We start from the raw sequence: 15,002 nt of genomic DNA, 5'->3' as shown, positions 1-15,002 counted from the left end.
TTGCGTTTCGTGCTGTCGCGTCACGCGAAGTGAAATGTTTTTGCGCCGCGGCCTAATCATGCAGCCGTGCCGCGCAGCAGCACGTTGAGGCCGATCGCCATTACCTTGGCCGATTCCACCATGTCCGATATGCCGACCCACTCGTCCGGCCGGTGTGCCAGGTCGAGAATGCCCGGCCCATAGGCGATGCAGTCGTAGATGTGGCCGATCCGCGCAACGTGCTTCTGGTCGTAGGTGCCGGGCGAGATGACGTAATCGGGCTCGCGGTCGAAGATCGCATGAATGCCTTGCGCCACCGCCTTGACCACCGGCGCGTCACGCTCGGTCATCAGCGGCAACACTTCCATCAGGTCGCGGATCTCGTAGTCGAACTTTTTGCGTTCGCGCTTCAGCCTGTCGAGAATATCAGTCACTTCGCCCTTGACCGTGGCGAGATCCTCTTCGAGCAGGAAGCGGCGGTCGATGGTCAGCCGGCAGGAATCGGGCACGTTGGGCGAGGGCAGGCCGGGCCGGAAATCCTCGGTCTGGCCGCCATGGATGGAGTTGATGTTCATGGTCGAGCGCCTGGCACCTTCAGGCACAACGGGCATGCGCGTCATCTTGCGGTCGAGAGCCGGGAACAGTTCGTCTTCGAAGGCCTGCAGCACGGCGCCCATATGGCGTACCGCATTGTCGCCGAGGAAGGGCATCGAGCCGTGGGCGATCTCACCCTTGGTCTCGATCTCCGCCCACCAGACGCCGCGATGGCCAAGGCAGATGCGGTCCTTGTTCAATGGCTCAGGGATGATGACGTGGTCGACCCTGGGTTTCGAGAAATAACCGAGCCTGGCCAGATGGGCGACGCCGCCGAAGCCACCGGATTCCTCGTCGACCGTGCCCGATATTTCGATGGCGCCGGGAAAATCGGGGAAGACTTCCATGAAGGCTTCGACGGCGATGATGGAGGCGGCCAGGCCACCCTTCATGTCGCAGGCGCCGCGGCCGTAGACCTTGCCGTCCCTGACGATGCCGGCAAAGGGATCGACGGTCCAGCCGTCGCCGGCCTCGACCACGTCGATATGCGAATTGAAGTGGACGCAGGCGCCGGGTGATCTTCCGTCGAAACGGGCCACGACATTGACGCGCGGGTAGCGATCGGTGTCGCCAGGCGTGCCTTCGGCGCGGATGAACTCGGTTTCGAAGCCGCGCTTCTTCAGCCGCGCGCCGATATATTCGGCGCAAGGCCGGTAGGCTTCGCCCGGTGGATTGATGGTCGGAAAACGGATCAGGTCGCCGGTCAGCGCCACCATCTCGTCGCGCCTGATGTCGATTGCCTCGAGGAGTCGCTCGTTCATGCCGCGAGTTGAGCAGCGATCCCTGTGGTTTTGCAAGCCCCTCGATCGAGCCGTGCGGCGCGTCGTTGCGGCAACTATTGCGGGAAATCGTTCAAATTCGCTGCGTTGGATTGGCGAATTGGTCAAGGAGTATGTGCTATCTGTTCATCGCCATTAAAAAAGTGAAAACAACGTGATGGCGGGCAGGCAAGGGGCAATCAAAGGGGTTTGATCGTATGAAAAAGTTCTTTTTCGTGGCAGCGATGCTGGCAACCGCGCTGTTTGGTACATCGATCGCAAGTCAGGCGGCGATGCTGGTGGCGAATATCGACGTGTCGTCGCAGACGATGACCGTCCGGTATGGCTCGGCGGTTTACCGGTGGGCCGTGTCCACCGCCCGTCCGGGCTATTTCACGCCGCGCGGCACTTACCGGCCGCAGCGGACCGCGCGGATGTGGTATTCGCGAAAATACGACATGTCGCCGATGCCTTATTCCGTGTTCTTCCGCGGTGGCTACGCCATCCATGGAACGGGCGCCGTCAGGCAACTCGGCCGCCCGGCTTCGCATGGCTGCGTGCGGCTGCACACGACCAATGCCGCGACCTTCTATACGATGGTGCGGGAAGTGGGCCTCGGCAACACACGCATTGTCGTCAGCAATTAATGTCGTCCAAATCGGCTTCGTCGGCCGGCATAGAACTCGCGTTCTCGCCGGCGGCTGGCTCAAGCGTCTGAGACGGGAGCTGGCTTGGGCCGCCGTTTGCGCCGCCAGTTGCTGATCTCCCACCGCTTGTGGAACCACATCCACTGGCCAGGATCCTCGCGCACCCAACGCTCGACCACGTCGTTCAGCATCTGGGTGGCGGCGGGGACGTCGACGCTGCCGTCGGCCGTGCGCGGCAAGACCAGCTTGTCCTCGATTTCGAGGCGGAAGCGGTTGCCCGGCAGCCTGACACAGCGTGCCGGATAGACATCGCAATCGTAGTGGCGGGCAAGGGTGCCGAGCACGCGATTGCTTTGACAGGGACGGCCGAAGAAGGTCGTCTTTAGGCCATTGGAGAATTTCTGGTCGACGAGAACGCCAATGTTGCCGCCGTTTTCCAGCACCCCGGCCAAGGCAAACGAGGCGCCGGCCATCGACGGCAGCAGCGATCCCATGGTCGAGCGGCGCGTTGAAAGGATGTAGTCGGCGAGGTAGGGGTTGTTGGGCGGGCGAAACAGCGCCGTGATGTTCATGCCGAAGGTGGCCGCCGCTACCGGCAGCAGCTCGAAATTGCCGAGATGGCCGGTGAAGACGATATGCGGCTGCTTTTCGGCCGCGATCTCGATGAAGTGTTCAGTGCCCCTGACCTCGATGCGGCCGGGCTTGCTGGCGGCCGGGTCATAGTCGAACAGGGCGTCAAGGAAAATGTATTCGGCGGCAAGCCGGGCCATGTTGCCCCACATATCGGAAGCGATGGCCTGGATTTCGCCCTCGCTCTTTTCCGGATAGGCCTTGCGCAAATTGTCGATGGCGACCTGGTGACGCGCAACCCTTGGACCAATGAGGCGTGCGACGCGGTCGGCGAAATTCAGCGCGCTGTCGACCGGCAGCAGGCGCAGCATCGACATGATGATCATCGCGGCGCGTGCAACCAGCCAGTAATTCACTTGGCGCAGCTGCCGACCATAGCGGAACTTCAGGTCGCGGCGAAGCTTCTTGAGCACGGAAATCAGGGCCTAGGCGACGCGCAGGATGATCTTGCCGAAGACGTCGCGGCCTTCCATGCGCTTCAGCGCTGCATCGATATCGTCGAAGCCAACCTCGGTGTCGATGACCGGCGCGACCTGTCCGGCCGCCATCTTCTGCATGGCGTTGGCCATGTTCTCCATGCGGCAGCCGAACGATCCCAGAAGTTTCAACTGCTGCTGGAACAGCTGCATCAGGTTGATCTGCGTCGACACGCCTGATGTCGAGCCGCAGGTCACCAGGCGGCCGCCGCGCTTCAGGCACAGCATCGAGCCGGCAAAGGTATCGGCGCCGACATGTTCGAACACAACGTCGACGCCTTTCTTCTTCGTCAGCTTGCGCACGACGCCTTCGAAACGGTCGTCGCGGTAGTTGATGACATGGTCGGCGCCAAGCGCCTTGGCCTTTTCGATCTTGTCGTTCGACCCGACCGTGGTGATGATCGTGCAGCCCATGCGTTTGGCCAGCTGGATCGCGGCCGAGCCGATGCCGGAGCCGCCGGCATGGATGAGGATGGTCTCGCCGGGCTGAAGCTTCGCATTGTCGAACAGCATGTGCTCGACCGTGCCAAAGGTGACGGGAGCCACCGCGGCGCCGATGTCGCTCACGCCAGGCGGCGCTGGGACCAACAGGCGCGCCGGCAGGTTGATCTTCTCCTGCGCGAAACCGTCTAGGTGGAAGCCGTGGACACCGGAAACATGTTCGCAGAGATTGTCGCGGCCTTCGCGGCAAGCACGGCAAAGGCCGCAGGTGCGGGCGCCGTAGATCGACACCAATTGCCCGGGCAGCAGGCTGGAGACGCCTGGGCCGACCGCCTCGACCTCGCCGGAGGCTTCCGCGCCGACGACCAACGGCAATTTGCGCTTGGCGAAGGCCATGCCGCGCCAGCCCCAGACGTCGATATGGTTGAGCGCCACCGCCTTGACGCGCAGCGTGACTTCGCCGAGTGCGGGCGGCGGGGGAGGCGGCAGGTCCACCGTTTCAAGACGGCGGTCCTCGATAAGTTGCAATGCGCGCATGGAGCCTGTCGGTTCAGTGGGACTGAAAAAGGTCGCTTAGACCGGTTCCCGCGCCATGACAAGGCAAGTGTTCTGGCCGCCGAAGCCGAAGGAGTTCGACAGAACGCTGCGAACCTCGGCATTGCGCTTCTTGTTCGGCACCACGTCGAGCACGATCGCGGGGTCAGGATTGTCGTAATTGATGGTCGGCGGAATGACGCCTTCGCGCATGGTCATCAGCGAGAACGCGGCCTCGACGGCGCCCGCCGCCGACAGCGTGTGGCCGATCATCGACTTGTTCGACGAGATCGGCATCGAGCCGATCCGCTCGCCAAACACGGTCGACAGCGACAGATGCTCCATCTTGTCGTTTTCCGGCGTCGAGGTGCCGTGCGCATTGACGTAGTCGATCTCGTCTTCGCCCAGGCCGGCATCGGCAAGGGCAGCGCGAACGGCCGCGATCGCCGGCGAACCGTCCGGCTTGGAACGGGTGCGGTGGAAATCGTCCGCCTTTTCGCCGCAGCCACGCAAAATGCCAAGAACGGTCGCGCCACGGGCCAGCGCTGCTTCCAGCGATTCCAGCACAAGCGCGCCGGAACCCTCGGCCAGCACGAAGCCGTCGCGGTCCTTGGAAAACGGCTTGGAAGCTTTTTCCGGAATGTCGTTGTGGGTCGACAGCGCCGACAGCAGCGAGAAACGGATCAATGCCTCGGCGGTCGCCGAACCATCGGCGCCGATGGACAGGGCCCGGTCGCATTCGCCGCGACGGATCGCCTCGACACCGAGCTGGATGGCGGTGGCGCCGGAGGCGCAAGCGGTCGACAGCGTGATCGGCAGCCCGCGCGTGCCGAACCGGTCGGCGAGCCGATCGGCGATCGAGCCGAACTGGGTGGTCTCGAAAATGTCGAGTTCCTTCAGGCCGCGCGCCACCCGCAGCAGCCTTTCGGCGCCGGCGTCGTCCTTGTCGGAATTGTAGAGCGAGAAGCGTTCGTGCCAATCGAGCTCGACCGGCGGCGAGGCGAGGAACAGCGGCCCGCCGAAATCGCTGGAATCGAGACCGGATTCGGCCACGGCTTCACGCGCTGCGGTTTCGGCCAATTCGTAGGTGAGGGGGCTGGCGCCCTTCGAACTCGACGGCAGGAAATCGACCATGCCGGAGATTCGGGTGTTGAGGTGATCGACGGGAAAGCGGGTGATCGGGTGGATGCCCGACTTGCCCGAGGTCAGCGCCGCCCAATTATCGGCCTTGCCGACGCCAAGCGAGGTCACCACGCCGATGCCGGTGACGGCGACGATCGGCCTGCCCATGTGATCTCTGAGATTGGCCATCGGAAGCCCTCAACCTTTTATCGTTACAGCATCGCCGAACAATGCCGCCTTACGCAGCGTTGACCAGTGCCATGCCCTCGAATTGGTGATAGCCGATCGCCGTTGCAAGGACGGTTCCGGGAATGCCTTCGAACGGCTTCTCGGCGGCGGCATCGAAGACAGGGTAGGCGGCCTTGCGGTCGACGGCCAATGCGGCCAGCGCGACGGCGAATGGAAACTGCGCTTCCTTCATGTGCCCGGTCAGCGTTGAGAAACCGCGCGCGGCGATTGCCGGATTGGCATCGAGAGCGGCTTTTTCGGCGGTGGTTGCCGCATGCGCGCCGGACGCGCCCGACATGGCGAGCAACTCGCCGTTCGGCAGCTTCGCCCGGGCGAGCAGTGCGGCGATCTCGGCGTCGAGCTCTCCGCGCGACCGCCTGGCGCGGCCGGAAACGACCGGTCCGAGCTCGGCATAGATCTTGCGCCCCCGGCTCATCGCGTGTTCGCGCTGCTCCAGCACCAGGAAGGCACCGCCGGAGCCAGACACCACGCCGCCGCCCTCGGCCCCTTGCCTTTGCCAGACAGGCATCCACGGGCCGCGATGCAGATAGCCGGCCAATTCGTAGCCGAGCAACATGTCGGAATGCTCGGTCTGGAAAGCGCCGCCGACCAGGATGTGTGTCGACTGGCCGGAGCGGATGCGCGCGGCGGCCGTCTCGACGGCGGCGACGCCGGCGCCTTCCTCGCCCATGAAGGTTCTGGACGAGCCGGTCACCTTATGGACGATGGAGATGTTACCTGCGAGCAGGTTGGAAAGCTGGGCCAGGAACAGGGTAGGCCGCAATTCGGTAGTCAGCTTCTCATTGAGCAGCACATCGCGGTCATTGCGGCTTTCCGAAGCGGCGAGAATGGCGGCATCGACCGCCTCGTCGCGCTCGCCGCCGCCGGCGGCGACAACCATGTCCATGGTGGCGCAGAGATCATCATTGCCCTTGATGCCGGCATCGTCGAGGGCAAGTCCGGCCGCATAGGTGCCGAGCCGCTGCCAGGTTTCCATCTGCCGCTGGTCGCCGCGCTTGGCGATCTGGAGGTTCCAGTCGACCTCCGGCAGCGGATGGATGGTGTAGGGCGCAAAGCGCGCCGCTTCGAGCACCGGCTGCAGGCCTGGTTGCGCGAGCTTCTGCCAATGGGCTTCCGGGCCTTCTCCCAATGAGGAGACAAGGCCGATTCCAGTGATGACGACGTCGCGGGGGCTGCTCATGAGCGGCTTTGTGGGTCAGGCGGCGAAGCGCGTCAAGGTCGCGGCGCTCAACTGGCGTCAGGCGGTCTTGGCGGCAACCAGCGCGTCGATCTTGGCGCACAGGTTTTTCATGACGAAGTAATCGTCGGTGGAAGCCTTGCCGTCGTTGACTTCCTGGGTCCACTTTTCCAGCGGCACCTTGATGCCGAATTCCTTGTCGATGGCGAAGACGATGTCGAGGAAGTCGAGACTGTCGATACCGAGATCGTCGATCGTGTGGCTTTCGGGCGTGATGGTGTCGATATCGATCTCGCTGGTGTCGGCAATGATCTTGGCGACTTTGTCGAACGTGGTGGACAAGGGCTTTTCCTTCTTTGCGGGCGGAATCTGTCCGCAGCTTGTTTGGGCGCTGTCTAGTCGGTTTTTCCCGGCAGGAAAAGGCCTGATGAGCCGGGCGCAGATGGGAAGCATGCCAAGAAACGCAAGAAGGCCCGTGGGTCAAGCTGGCAGTTCCGCCGGTTGATGTTCCGGCAGCTGCCGGCGATGGCAAACCGCCGCCGTCTTGCCGGTCCTCGGCCGGTCCTCAGAAAGTGACGCGGCCGAGCACGCGCAGGCCGTCGCCCTGCGGCTCGACGACCACGGCCTCGCCCTCGCGCGGCGAGATGCCGGTGAGCGCGACGATGTTTTCCAGGTGGGTGACCATGACCAGATTGTCGGAGCCGGAATAAGCGCGGATTTCCTTCAGGATGCCGGCGATCTGCGCGGCCTTCTGCCCATCGTCGCCCTTCAAGAGGTCGAGCGGCGCGAACAGTTTCGGCTCGGCCTCGAAGGCGATGCGCGCTGTGTCGAGGCAGCGGCAGTAGCGGCTGGAGAGCACGCGCTCAACCGGCGCCGCGCGGGCGGCAAACAGGGCGCCTATCCTGCTCGCCTGCTGCTTGCCGCGCGCCGACAGGTTGACCTGGGTGCCGCAGTTGTCGATGTCGAAATTGGCGGGGTCACTGGTGCCGGTGACCATGGCGTGGCGAAGCAGAACCACATGGCCGCCGTCACGCAGCAGCGCCCACCCGGCATCCGTTGCGTGGGCCGCCACAGGCACAACAAGCAGGAACAACGCCAAGGCCAATCGGAACATCGTCACCTTCCAGGAGCCCGGCATCGGCCTCCGACGATTCGCATATAGGCATTGGAAGGCAGACACAAAGACAAGCCAAGAACCGGCCGCGTTCCGAGCCTCACTTTTTAGCGAGTTGCTTCCTCACCAGATCGATCTTCTGGCCGGCAAGATGACAAACCATACGTTGCGTTTCCAGAAGAGTTCGCCGACTTTCAGATATTCCGGTGGTCATCGCTGGGGCAGCTACTGTGGATATTGCCGCGATTGCGCCCCGGGCATGGCTCGCCTATCCCTGAAAAATGTCTCCGCTCACAGAAACCGTCCTCTTCGTCTTCAGCCTGGTCGCGCTCGGCTATCTCGCCGGGCTTACCGGCTATCTCAGGCCGGCGAGCGGCGAGGGCATATCCGATTTCGCGGTTTCGGTGGCGATGCCGCTGCTTTTGTTCCAGACCATGGTGAAGGCGGATTTCCTCGGCGTGGCGCCCTGGCCGCTGTGGGGCGCCTACTTCACAGCGGCGGCGATCACCTGGACCGCCGGCCATGTCGTCATCACGCGGATATTCGGACGCGATGCCCGCGCCGGCGTCGTCGGAGGCGTCTCGTCAGCCTTTTCCAACATCGTGCTGCTCGGCGCTCCCTTCATCCTCGGCATATTCGGCCCGAGTGGCTTCGAAGTTCTGTCGTTGCTGGTTTGCGTGCACCTGCCGATCATGATGATGGCGTCGATCGTGCTGTTCGAAATGTTCGGCCGCGGCAGTGGCGAGCATGTGCATCCGCTGCGGGTCCTGCACAGTTTCCTGAAGCGGCTGTTCATCAACCCGCTGATCATCGGCATTCTCCTGGGGCTGGCGTGGCGGCTCGGCGGCGTGCCATTGCCGGCCCTCATGATGCGGCTGGTCGAGGCCTTGGCAAACACCGCCGGGCCGGTGGCGCTGTTCGCCATGGGGCTCAGCCTGCGCCGCTTCGGCATATCGGGCAATGTGCGGCCGGCACTGGCGCTTTCGGCGCTGAAACTGTTCCTGATGCCGGCGCTGGTTCTGGGCTTCGTCTGGCTGCTCGGCCTGCCGCCCTTGACAGCCAAGGTGGCCGTCGTGGTGGCGGCGCTGCCGTCCGGCATCAATTCCTATCTTATCGCGGTGCAGTTCAACACCGGCCAGGCGCTGGCATCGAACCAGATGACGATCGCCACCGCTTTTGCCGCCGTTACCACGGCCTTCTGGCTGACGATTGTTTTGCAGGTCTTTGGGTAGGATATGTCGATACACACCCTTCAGCGAACCACGGTTGCTCTCGTTATGGGCTGGCCCAAGCCCTATATGCCATCTTGCGATTGCTTGCGGGCCTTGCCCTAGGTAAAGAGCAGGTTCCAGTCATGCGCACGCTTCACGCAGAATTCACAGACCGGCCCGTTAGCGCGCCGAACGGAGGATAGACCATGCTTCAGAAAACCAGCCATTTCATGCGGCAGGCCAATCTCATCAATGGCGAATGGGTCCCGGCCGACAGCGGGCAGACGGTCGACGTCACCAACCCGGCCACCGGTCTCAAGATCGGCACGGTGCCGAAGTCGGGCAAGGCCGAAACGCGCCGCGCCATCGAAGCCGCCGATGAGGCATTCAAGACCTGGCGCAAGACCACCGCTCTCGAGCGCTCGAAGCTGCTGCGCAAGCTGCATGACGCGATGATGGACAATCAGGACGTGCTGGCTGAACTCTTGACCATCGAGCAGGGCAAGTCGCTATTCGAATCGAAGGGCGAGATCGGTTCGGCCGCTGCTTATATCCTGTGGTTTGCCGAAGAAGGCCGCCGCGCGTATGGCGACATCGTACCGTCGCCGTGGGCGGACCGCCGCATCCTGGTGACCAAGGAGCCAGTCGGCGTCATCGCCGCTATCACGCCGTGGAATTTTCCGTCCTCGATGCTGGCCCGCAAGCTCGGTCCGGCCCTGGCCGCCGGCTGCACCGCCGTCGTCAAGCCGGCCTCGCAGACGCCGTATTCGGGTCTCGCCTGGGGGGCGCTCGTCGAGGAAGTCGGCTTCCCCAAGGGCGTCGTCAACATCCTGACCGGCGCCGCCGGTGAGATCGGCGATGAGATTTGCGCCAATCCGCTGGTCAAGAAGATCACCTTCACCGGCTCGACAGAGGTCGGCAAGATCCTGATCCAGAAATCGTCGACCACGGTCAAGAAGGTGTCGATGGAGCTTGGCGGCAACGCGCCGTTCATCGTCTTCGACGATGCCGACATCGACCGTGCCGTCACGGGCGCCATCACTGCCAAGTACCGTAACTCCGGCCAGACCTGCGTCTGCACCAACCGCTTCCTCGTCCAGGCGGGCGTTTATGACAGGTTCGTCGAGAAGCTGGCCGCGGCCAGCAACGGACTGAAGGTCGGTTCCGGCCTTGAGGAGGGCGTGCAACAGGGACCGCTGATCGACGAGAAGGCGGTCGAGAAGGTCGAGGAATTCATCGCCGACGCCACCTCCAAGGGCGGTAAGGTTGTTGCCGGCGGCAAGCGCCATGCGCTTGGCGGTTCGTTCTTCCAGCCGACGGTGATCGCCGACGCCACGCCCAAGATGCGCTTCATGAAGGAAGAGATTTTTGGCCCGATCGCACCGGTGTTCAAATTCGAGACCGAGGAAGAGGCGGTCGCGCTCGCCAACGACACCGAGTTCGGCCTTGCCTGCTATTTCTACACCGGCGATCTCGGCCGCGCTTTCCGGGTCATGGAAGGCCTGAAATACGGCATGGTCGGCGTCAACGAAGGTCTCATCACCACGCCGGAGGCGCCGTTCGGCGGCGTCAAGGAATCGGGCCTGGGCAAGGAAGGCGGACACCAGGGCATCGAGGATTACCTCGATACCAAATATGTCTGCATCGGCGGCCTCGGCCTCTGATAGAGCTTCCCGGATGGGAAGGCCGTTGGCCCTCCCATCTCTCATGGAAGACCAGCCGAACTTTTCTGGATCAACTGGCGTTTGCGGGCATGGCGATGAAGGACGGCGAGGTTTTCGGCACGACTCAGGCAGGCGAGCCGGTGCGCCGCTTCACGATCAGAGGCGGCGGCCTCACCGCCAATATCATCGGATTTGGCGCCATCGTCCAGGATTTGCGCCTGACCGGGCACGATGCACCGCTGGTGCTCGGCTACGGCAATCTGGAAGCCTATGAAACCGATACTGCCTTCTTCGGCGCGGTGGTTGGCCGCTATGCCAATCGCATCGCCGACGGCCGCTTCACGATTGGCGGCAACCGTTACCAGACGGAACGCAACTTCCTCGGCAAGCATACGCTGCATGGCGGCTCGCAAGGCTATTCGCATCGGCCGTGGGCGGTTTCGCTGCATGGCAGGGACTTCGTCACGCTGACGCTGCACGATCCGGACGGTGCGATGGGTTTTCCCGGCGCGCTCGACGTCACTTGCACCTACCGGTTGAAGATCCCCGGGACGCTCAGCGTCGAACTGACGGCGACCTGCGAGGAGCCGACGCTGTGCAATCTCTCCCAGCACTCCTATTTCAACCTGGATGATGGCGGCGCCGGCGACATCCTCGACCACCGGATGATGCTCAATGCCGGCGCCTATCTGCCGGTTGATGGCGACATGATCCCGACCGGCGTGGTCAAGCCGGTTGACGGCACGCCCTATGATTTCCGTCAGGCACGGCCGTTGCGCATGGAAACCGAGGGCGAGCAGCTTCCCTACGACCGGAATTTCTGCCTTGCCTCGACGCGTGGGCCGCTGAAGCAGGCGTCATGGACGCAAGGGGCGAGTTCAGGTGTCGAAATGGAGGTCTGGACCACGGAGCCCGGTATTCAGCTCTACACTGGTCAGTACGTGACGCCGCGCACCGGGCTGGAGGGGCGCGGCTACAAGCCTTTCTGCGGCTTCTGCCTGGAGCCGCAGACATGGCCGGATGCACCGAACCGGCCGTATTTCCCGCAGGCGACGCTGTGGCCTGGCGCGATCTACCACCATGTGACGGAATACCGGTTCCGCCTGCCTTAAATCTCCGAGGATCAGGTTGGACCTAGGCCGTCGAACGCAGTTCGCAGAGTCTCGAATGGCGCCAGCGCGCCGCTAACCTGCACCACGGCGGCGGCGACACGATGGGCCCGGCGGACGGCTTCCCGAGGGCCATGACCGGCAAGACGCGCCGCGAGATAGCCGCCATTGAAGGAATCGCCGGCGCCGGTCGTGTCGGCGGGGGCAGCGACATGGATCGCGGGCACATCCTCCACTGTCGCGTTTTCGGCAACCAATGCCGGCTGCTCGCCATTCTTGACGACAACTTCGCCGACCTGTCGCCCGAGCCGCTCCGCGGTTGCCCGTGGCGATGCATCATCAAACAGCATCTGCTCGTCGGGGAAGGTCGGCAACGCGATGTCGGTGACATCAAGCGCTTCGACGATCGCCGCCTGCGCGTCCTGGCGGTTGCGCCAGAGCCGTGGCCGGTAATTGGGATCGAAGGCGATCAGCGAGCCAGCCGCCCGCGCCTTGGCCAGGGCCGTCACCAGCGTTTTGCGCGCGGCCTCGTCCAGAATTGCCAAAGTGATTCCGCTGAAGTAGACAAGCGACTGATTTTTCAGGCTTTTCGACAGTGCCTCAGCGTCCGACGCGAGCTGCCGTGCGGCGGCGTCGCCGCGCCAGTAGGTGAAGGAGCGCTCGGCGCCGGTCAACGTGATCGCATAGAGGCCGGGGCGCGCTCCCGGTATCACCGGGCTGGAGCCGATGCCGATGCCGTTTTCGACGAAGAAGCCGATCTGGCCCTGCGAGAAGGGGTCGTCGCCGAAGGCCGAGACATAGGTTGCCGGCCGGTCCCCGCTCAACGCATGCAGCGCCCACAGTGTGTTGAACGTGTCGCCGGCAAAACCCATGCGCCAGTTGGGGCCGGTCTGCCCCGACAATTCGAGCATGCATTCGCCGATCGAGGCGACGCCGTTTCCCGCCATCTGCAATCCTCCAGTGATTTTGGTGCTGTAGCTTTTTGCCGGCGACAGCGCCATGCTTGGCAAGCAGGCTTTTTTCCGCCACAGCGTTTCCCACGGCCTGGCGGGATGCGATCCTCCCGGCAGAACGTTGTCCGCAGAAGAGGAACTGGTTTGGCATCGTTATGGCGTTATCTCCTGGCAGGTCTTGGTCTGGCTGCTCTGCTGGTCGGCGTTCTCGCGATCGTCTATCTGACCGCGCCGCAATCGGCACAGCCCATCGGCCCGGATGTCTCGCGGACAAAGACCACGGACAACGGGCTGTTCATGGCGAGCTTCGCGCCGGAGAGGGGCGTCGTGCGGCAGGGCGAGCTGGAATCCTGGCTGCTGACCTTGAAGACGAAGGCCGGTGCGCCGGTGGAGGGGGCCGCGATCACCATCTCCGGGGGAATGCCGCAGCACAATCACGGCCTTCCGACCAGCCCGCAGGCGACCGACTATCTCGGCGACGGCCGCTATCGCATCGAGGGGGTGAAATTCACGATGAGCGGCTGGTGGCAGCTGCACTTCGCCATCTCGGCCACCGCCGGCTCCGACACGGTGCTGTTCAACGTGGTGCTGTGAGCGATCGATGAAGCGTCTTTTCTTCTTTCTGGCGCTGACAGTGGCGGCCATCCTCGCTGGCTGCGGCAAACCGGATTTCTCCGACGCCGAGAAGAAGACCATCGCTTCTCTGGCGTTGAACACGCTGCCGCTTCTGAAGCCCGACACCACCAACCGTTTTGCCGACGTGCCGGCGGCCGCGGCTTTTGGCTCGACGCTGTTCTTCGACGTAGGGATGAGTCGCGACGGTACGGTGTCCTGCTCGACCTGCCACAAGATCGACCGGCAGTTCCAGGATGACCTGCCGCAGGCGGTGGGCATCGGCCGCACCAACCGCCGCACCATGGCGCTGGCCGGCGTGGCGCGCGACCCCTGGTTCTTCTGGGACGGCCGTCGCGACAGTCTGTGGGCGCAAGCGCTGACGCCGCTGGAAAACCCGCTGGAGCAAGCGGGCAACCGCGCCGCCTACGCGCACTACATCAAGGCGCGCTTCGGCGAACGTTATGAGCGCATCTTCGGGCCGCTGCCCGATTTCTCCGGCATTCCGCTCAATGCCAGCCCGATTGGAAGCGATGTCGAGAAGGCTGCCTGGAACGCGATGAGCGACGCGCAGCGCGACTCCGTCAACCGCGTCTATACCAACATAGGCAAGGCGATCGCGGCCTTCGAACGCTCGATCGAACCGGCACAGACGCGTTTCGACCGCTTTGCGCTGGACCTCGTCACAGGCGCCGAGCCGAAAGACGACGCAGCCTTTTCCAGGGAGGAGATCCTTGGGCTGAAACTGTTCATCGGCAAGGCCAATTGCGTGACCTGTCACAACGGCCCGCGCTTCACCGACAACGGCTTTCACAACACGGGCGTGCCGCCCGTTGCGGGCCTGCCGCCGGATCGCGGGCGCATCGACGCGGTAGTGCAGGTGGAGACTGACCCGTTCAACTGCTTCGGCGCGTATCGGGATGGCGACGTCAGCTCCTGCGGCGAGTTGCGCTTCATGGTCAAGGACGCGCCGGAACTGATCCGCGGCTACAAGACACCGTCGCTGCGCGGCGCGGCAACACGCCCGCCCTATATGCACGCCGGTCAGTTTTCGTCGCTCGACGAAGTGGTTGCGCACTACGCCAAGGCTGCACCGAGCGTCGAAGGCGTATCCGAAATCCATCCGCTGCAGCTTTCGGATCGCGAGCGCGCGGCGCTGGTGGCGTTCCTGAAGACGCTTTCGGAATAGGCTCTGTTTTCTTGTTTGACCATGATCTCGTCCGAAAACCGGCGTCTGCTTTTCGGGATCATGGTCATCGATCCTTCACCGTCTCCATTGCCACGAAGGTGGAGGTCTGGGCGACATGAGGCAGGGCCGAAATACGCTCGCCGAGCACGCGGCGATAGGCGGCAATGTCCCTGGTGCGCACCTTCAGCAGATAGTCGAAGCTCGACGCCATCATGTGGCACTGCTCGATCTCCGGCACGCCCTGGACGGCGCGGTTGAAAGCGTCCAGCGCGGCGGAGCGGGTGTCCGACAATTTCACCTGGACGAAGGCGACATGGCCTTCGCCCATGCGCTCCCGATCAATGATCGCCTGGTAGCCTCTGATATAGCCGTCCTTCTCCAGCCGCTTCACCCGCGCCTGCACCGGCGTCTTGGAAAGGCCGACCTTTGCCGCCAGTTCGGACATGGAAAGCCGGCCGTTGCTCGCCAGCGCCGACAGGATGTTCCTATCGATCCGGTCCAATTGGTCTTCTGCCATGAAAAACATAGTCCATTTGATGAATT

Annotated in this window: 15 protein-coding genes; 6 read left to right on the top strand and 9 right to left on the bottom strand. The window is 63.5% G+C overall.

Annotation, left to right across the window (positions count from 1 at the left end):
- Window positions 1-56: 56 nt before the first annotated feature.
- Window positions 57-1,334 (bottom strand): acetylornithine deacetylase/succinyl-diaminopimelate desuccinylase family protein, encoded by a 1,278-nt coding sequence (locus FJW03_RS10770; RefSeq protein WP_140763318.1) that lies wholly within the window; start codon window positions 1,332-1,334, stop codon window positions 57-59.
- Window positions 1,335-1,549: 215 nt separating this feature from the next.
- On the opposite strand from FJW03_RS10770, the gene FJW03_RS10765 reads away from it, so the two are divergent.
- Window positions 1,550-1,978 (top strand): L,D-transpeptidase, encoded by a 429-nt coding sequence (locus FJW03_RS10765; protein WP_140694230.1) that lies wholly within the window; start codon window positions 1,550-1,552, stop codon window positions 1,976-1,978.
- A gap of 59 nt (window positions 1,979-2,037) precedes the next feature.
- Here FJW03_RS10765 and FJW03_RS10760 read toward each other — a convergent pair whose 3' ends face one another.
- The 6 genes from FJW03_RS10760 to FJW03_RS10735 all read right to left on the bottom strand — a co-directional run bounded on the left by FJW03_RS10760 (window position 2,038) and on the right by FJW03_RS10735 (window position 7,721).
- Window positions 2,038-3,021: a lipid A biosynthesis lauroyl acyltransferase gene (locus FJW03_RS10760; protein WP_181168911.1), complete on the bottom strand. Its 984-nt coding sequence runs from the start codon at window positions 3,019-3,021 to the stop codon at window positions 2,038-2,040.
- Window positions 3,022-3,033: 12 nt separating this feature from the next.
- Window positions 3,034-4,062 carry a zinc-binding dehydrogenase gene (locus tag FJW03_RS10755; RefSeq protein WP_140694232.1) on the bottom strand — a complete coding sequence of 343 codons (1,029 nt, stop codon included), beginning with the start codon at window positions 4,060-4,062 and terminating at the stop codon, window positions 3,034-3,036.
- Window positions 4,063-4,098: 36 nt separating this feature from the next.
- Complete coding sequence (locus FJW03_RS10750; RefSeq protein ID WP_140763312.1) at window positions 4,099-5,370, bottom strand: beta-ketoacyl-ACP synthase; 1,272 nt, start codon at window positions 5,368-5,370, stop codon at window positions 4,099-4,101.
- Window positions 5,371-5,419: 49 nt separating this feature from the next.
- On the bottom strand, window positions 5,420-6,610 hold the full coding sequence (locus FJW03_RS10745; protein ID WP_140607605.1) for a beta-ketoacyl-ACP synthase: 1,191 nt from the start codon (window positions 6,608-6,610) through the stop codon (window positions 5,420-5,422).
- Between the two features lie 57 nt (window positions 6,611-6,667).
- Entirely contained in the window at window positions 6,668-6,949 is a 282-nt protein-coding gene (locus tag FJW03_RS10740; RefSeq protein ID WP_010909964.1) for an acyl carrier protein, read from the bottom strand.
- A 223-nt stretch (window positions 6,950-7,172) separates the two neighbouring features.
- Window positions 7,173-7,721 (bottom strand): histidine phosphatase family protein, encoded by a 549-nt coding sequence (locus FJW03_RS10735; RefSeq protein ID WP_140607604.1) that lies wholly within the window; start codon window positions 7,719-7,721, stop codon window positions 7,173-7,175.
- Between the two features lie 281 nt (window positions 7,722-8,002).
- Here FJW03_RS10735 and FJW03_RS10730 point away from each other — a divergent pair, with 281 nt between their 5' ends.
- From FJW03_RS10730 to FJW03_RS10720, 3 genes are all read left to right on the top strand, one after another.
- Entirely contained in the window at window positions 8,003-8,953 is a 951-nt protein-coding gene (locus FJW03_RS10730) for an AEC family transporter (RefSeq protein WP_140763310.1), read from the top strand.
- Window positions 8,954-9,138: 185 nt separating this feature from the next.
- Window positions 9,139-10,596: an NAD-dependent succinate-semialdehyde dehydrogenase gene (locus tag FJW03_RS10725; RefSeq protein ID WP_140694237.1), complete on the top strand. Its 1,458-nt coding sequence runs from the start codon at window positions 9,139-9,141 to the stop codon at window positions 10,594-10,596.
- 89 nt (window positions 10,597-10,685) lie between these two features.
- Window positions 10,686-11,708, top strand: coding sequence for an aldose epimerase family protein (locus tag FJW03_RS10720; RefSeq protein ID WP_140763307.1), 1,023 nt, complete (start codon window positions 10,686-10,688; stop codon window positions 11,706-11,708).
- 11 nt (window positions 11,709-11,719) lie between these two features.
- Here the strand turns inward: FJW03_RS10720 and FJW03_RS10715 are convergent, their stop codons facing one another.
- Window positions 11,720-12,652, bottom strand: coding sequence for a sugar kinase (locus FJW03_RS10715; RefSeq protein WP_140607600.1), 933 nt, complete (start codon window positions 12,650-12,652; stop codon window positions 11,720-11,722).
- Between the two features lie 150 nt (window positions 12,653-12,802).
- On the opposite strand from FJW03_RS10715, the gene FJW03_RS10710 reads away from it, so the two are divergent.
- Complete coding sequence (locus FJW03_RS10710) at window positions 12,803-13,252, top strand: FixH family protein (RefSeq protein WP_140607599.1); 450 nt, start codon at window positions 12,803-12,805, stop codon at window positions 13,250-13,252.
- Between the two features lie 7 nt (window positions 13,253-13,259).
- Window positions 13,260-14,459 carry a cytochrome-c peroxidase gene (locus FJW03_RS10705; RefSeq protein ID WP_140763304.1) on the top strand — a complete coding sequence of 400 codons (1,200 nt, stop codon included), beginning with the start codon at window positions 13,260-13,262 and terminating at the stop codon, window positions 14,457-14,459.
- A 64-nt stretch (window positions 14,460-14,523) separates the two neighbouring features.
- Here the strand turns inward: FJW03_RS10705 and FJW03_RS10700 are convergent, their stop codons facing one another.
- Window positions 14,524-14,976 (bottom strand): Lrp/AsnC family transcriptional regulator, encoded by a 453-nt coding sequence (locus tag FJW03_RS10700; RefSeq protein WP_140763301.1) that lies wholly within the window; start codon window positions 14,974-14,976, stop codon window positions 14,524-14,526.
- Between the last annotated feature and the right edge of the window lie 26 nt (window positions 14,977-15,002).

Origin of the sequence: Mesorhizobium sp. B4-1-4, from assembly GCF_006439395.2 — a bacterium.
Classification (GTDB): Bacteria; Pseudomonadota; Alphaproteobacteria; order Rhizobiales; family Rhizobiaceae; genus Mesorhizobium.
The sequence above is the reverse complement of the archived record's forward strand: the minus strand, read 5'-3'. Positions and strand labels throughout refer to the sequence as shown.

Excerpts from the sequence above, each read along its gene's own strand:
- FJW03_RS10755 (WP_140694232.1), bottom strand. The coding sequence starts at position 4,062 with ATGCGCGCATTGCAACTTATCGAGGACCGCCGTCTTGAAACGGTGGAC.
- FJW03_RS10700 (WP_140763301.1), bottom strand. The coding sequence starts at position 14,976 with ATGGCAGAAGACCAATTGGACCGGATCGATAGGAACATCCTGTCGGCG.
- FJW03_RS10735 (WP_140607604.1), bottom strand. The coding sequence starts at position 7,721 with ATGTTCCGATTGGCCTTGGCGTTGTTCCTGCTTGTTGTGCCTGTGGCG.
- FJW03_RS10730 (WP_140763310.1), top strand. The coding sequence starts at position 8,003 with ATGTCTCCGCTCACAGAAACCGTCCTCTTCGTCTTCAGCCTGGTCGCG.
- FJW03_RS10705 (WP_140763304.1), top strand. The coding sequence starts at position 13,260 with ATGAAGCGTCTTTTCTTCTTTCTGGCGCTGACAGTGGCGGCCATCCTC.
- FJW03_RS10770 (WP_140763318.1), bottom strand. The coding sequence starts at position 1,334 with ATGAACGAGCGACTCCTCGAGGCAATCGACATCAGGCGCGACGAGATG.
- FJW03_RS10750 (WP_140763312.1), bottom strand. The coding sequence starts at position 5,370 with ATGGCCAATCTCAGAGATCACATGGGCAGGCCGATCGTCGCCGTCACC.
- FJW03_RS10745 (WP_140607605.1), bottom strand. The coding sequence starts at position 6,610 with ATGAGCAGCCCCCGCGACGTCGTCATCACTGGAATCGGCCTTGTCTCC.
- FJW03_RS10765 (WP_140694230.1), top strand. The coding sequence starts at position 1,550 with ATGAAAAAGTTCTTTTTCGTGGCAGCGATGCTGGCAACCGCGCTGTTT.
- FJW03_RS10725 (WP_140694237.1), top strand. The coding sequence starts at position 9,139 with ATGCTTCAGAAAACCAGCCATTTCATGCGGCAGGCCAATCTCATCAAT.
- FJW03_RS10715 (WP_140607600.1), bottom strand. The coding sequence starts at position 12,652 with ATGGCGGGAAACGGCGTCGCCTCGATCGGCGAATGCATGCTCGAATTG.
- FJW03_RS10720 (WP_140763307.1), top strand. The coding sequence starts at position 10,686 with ATGGCGATGAAGGACGGCGAGGTTTTCGGCACGACTCAGGCAGGCGAG.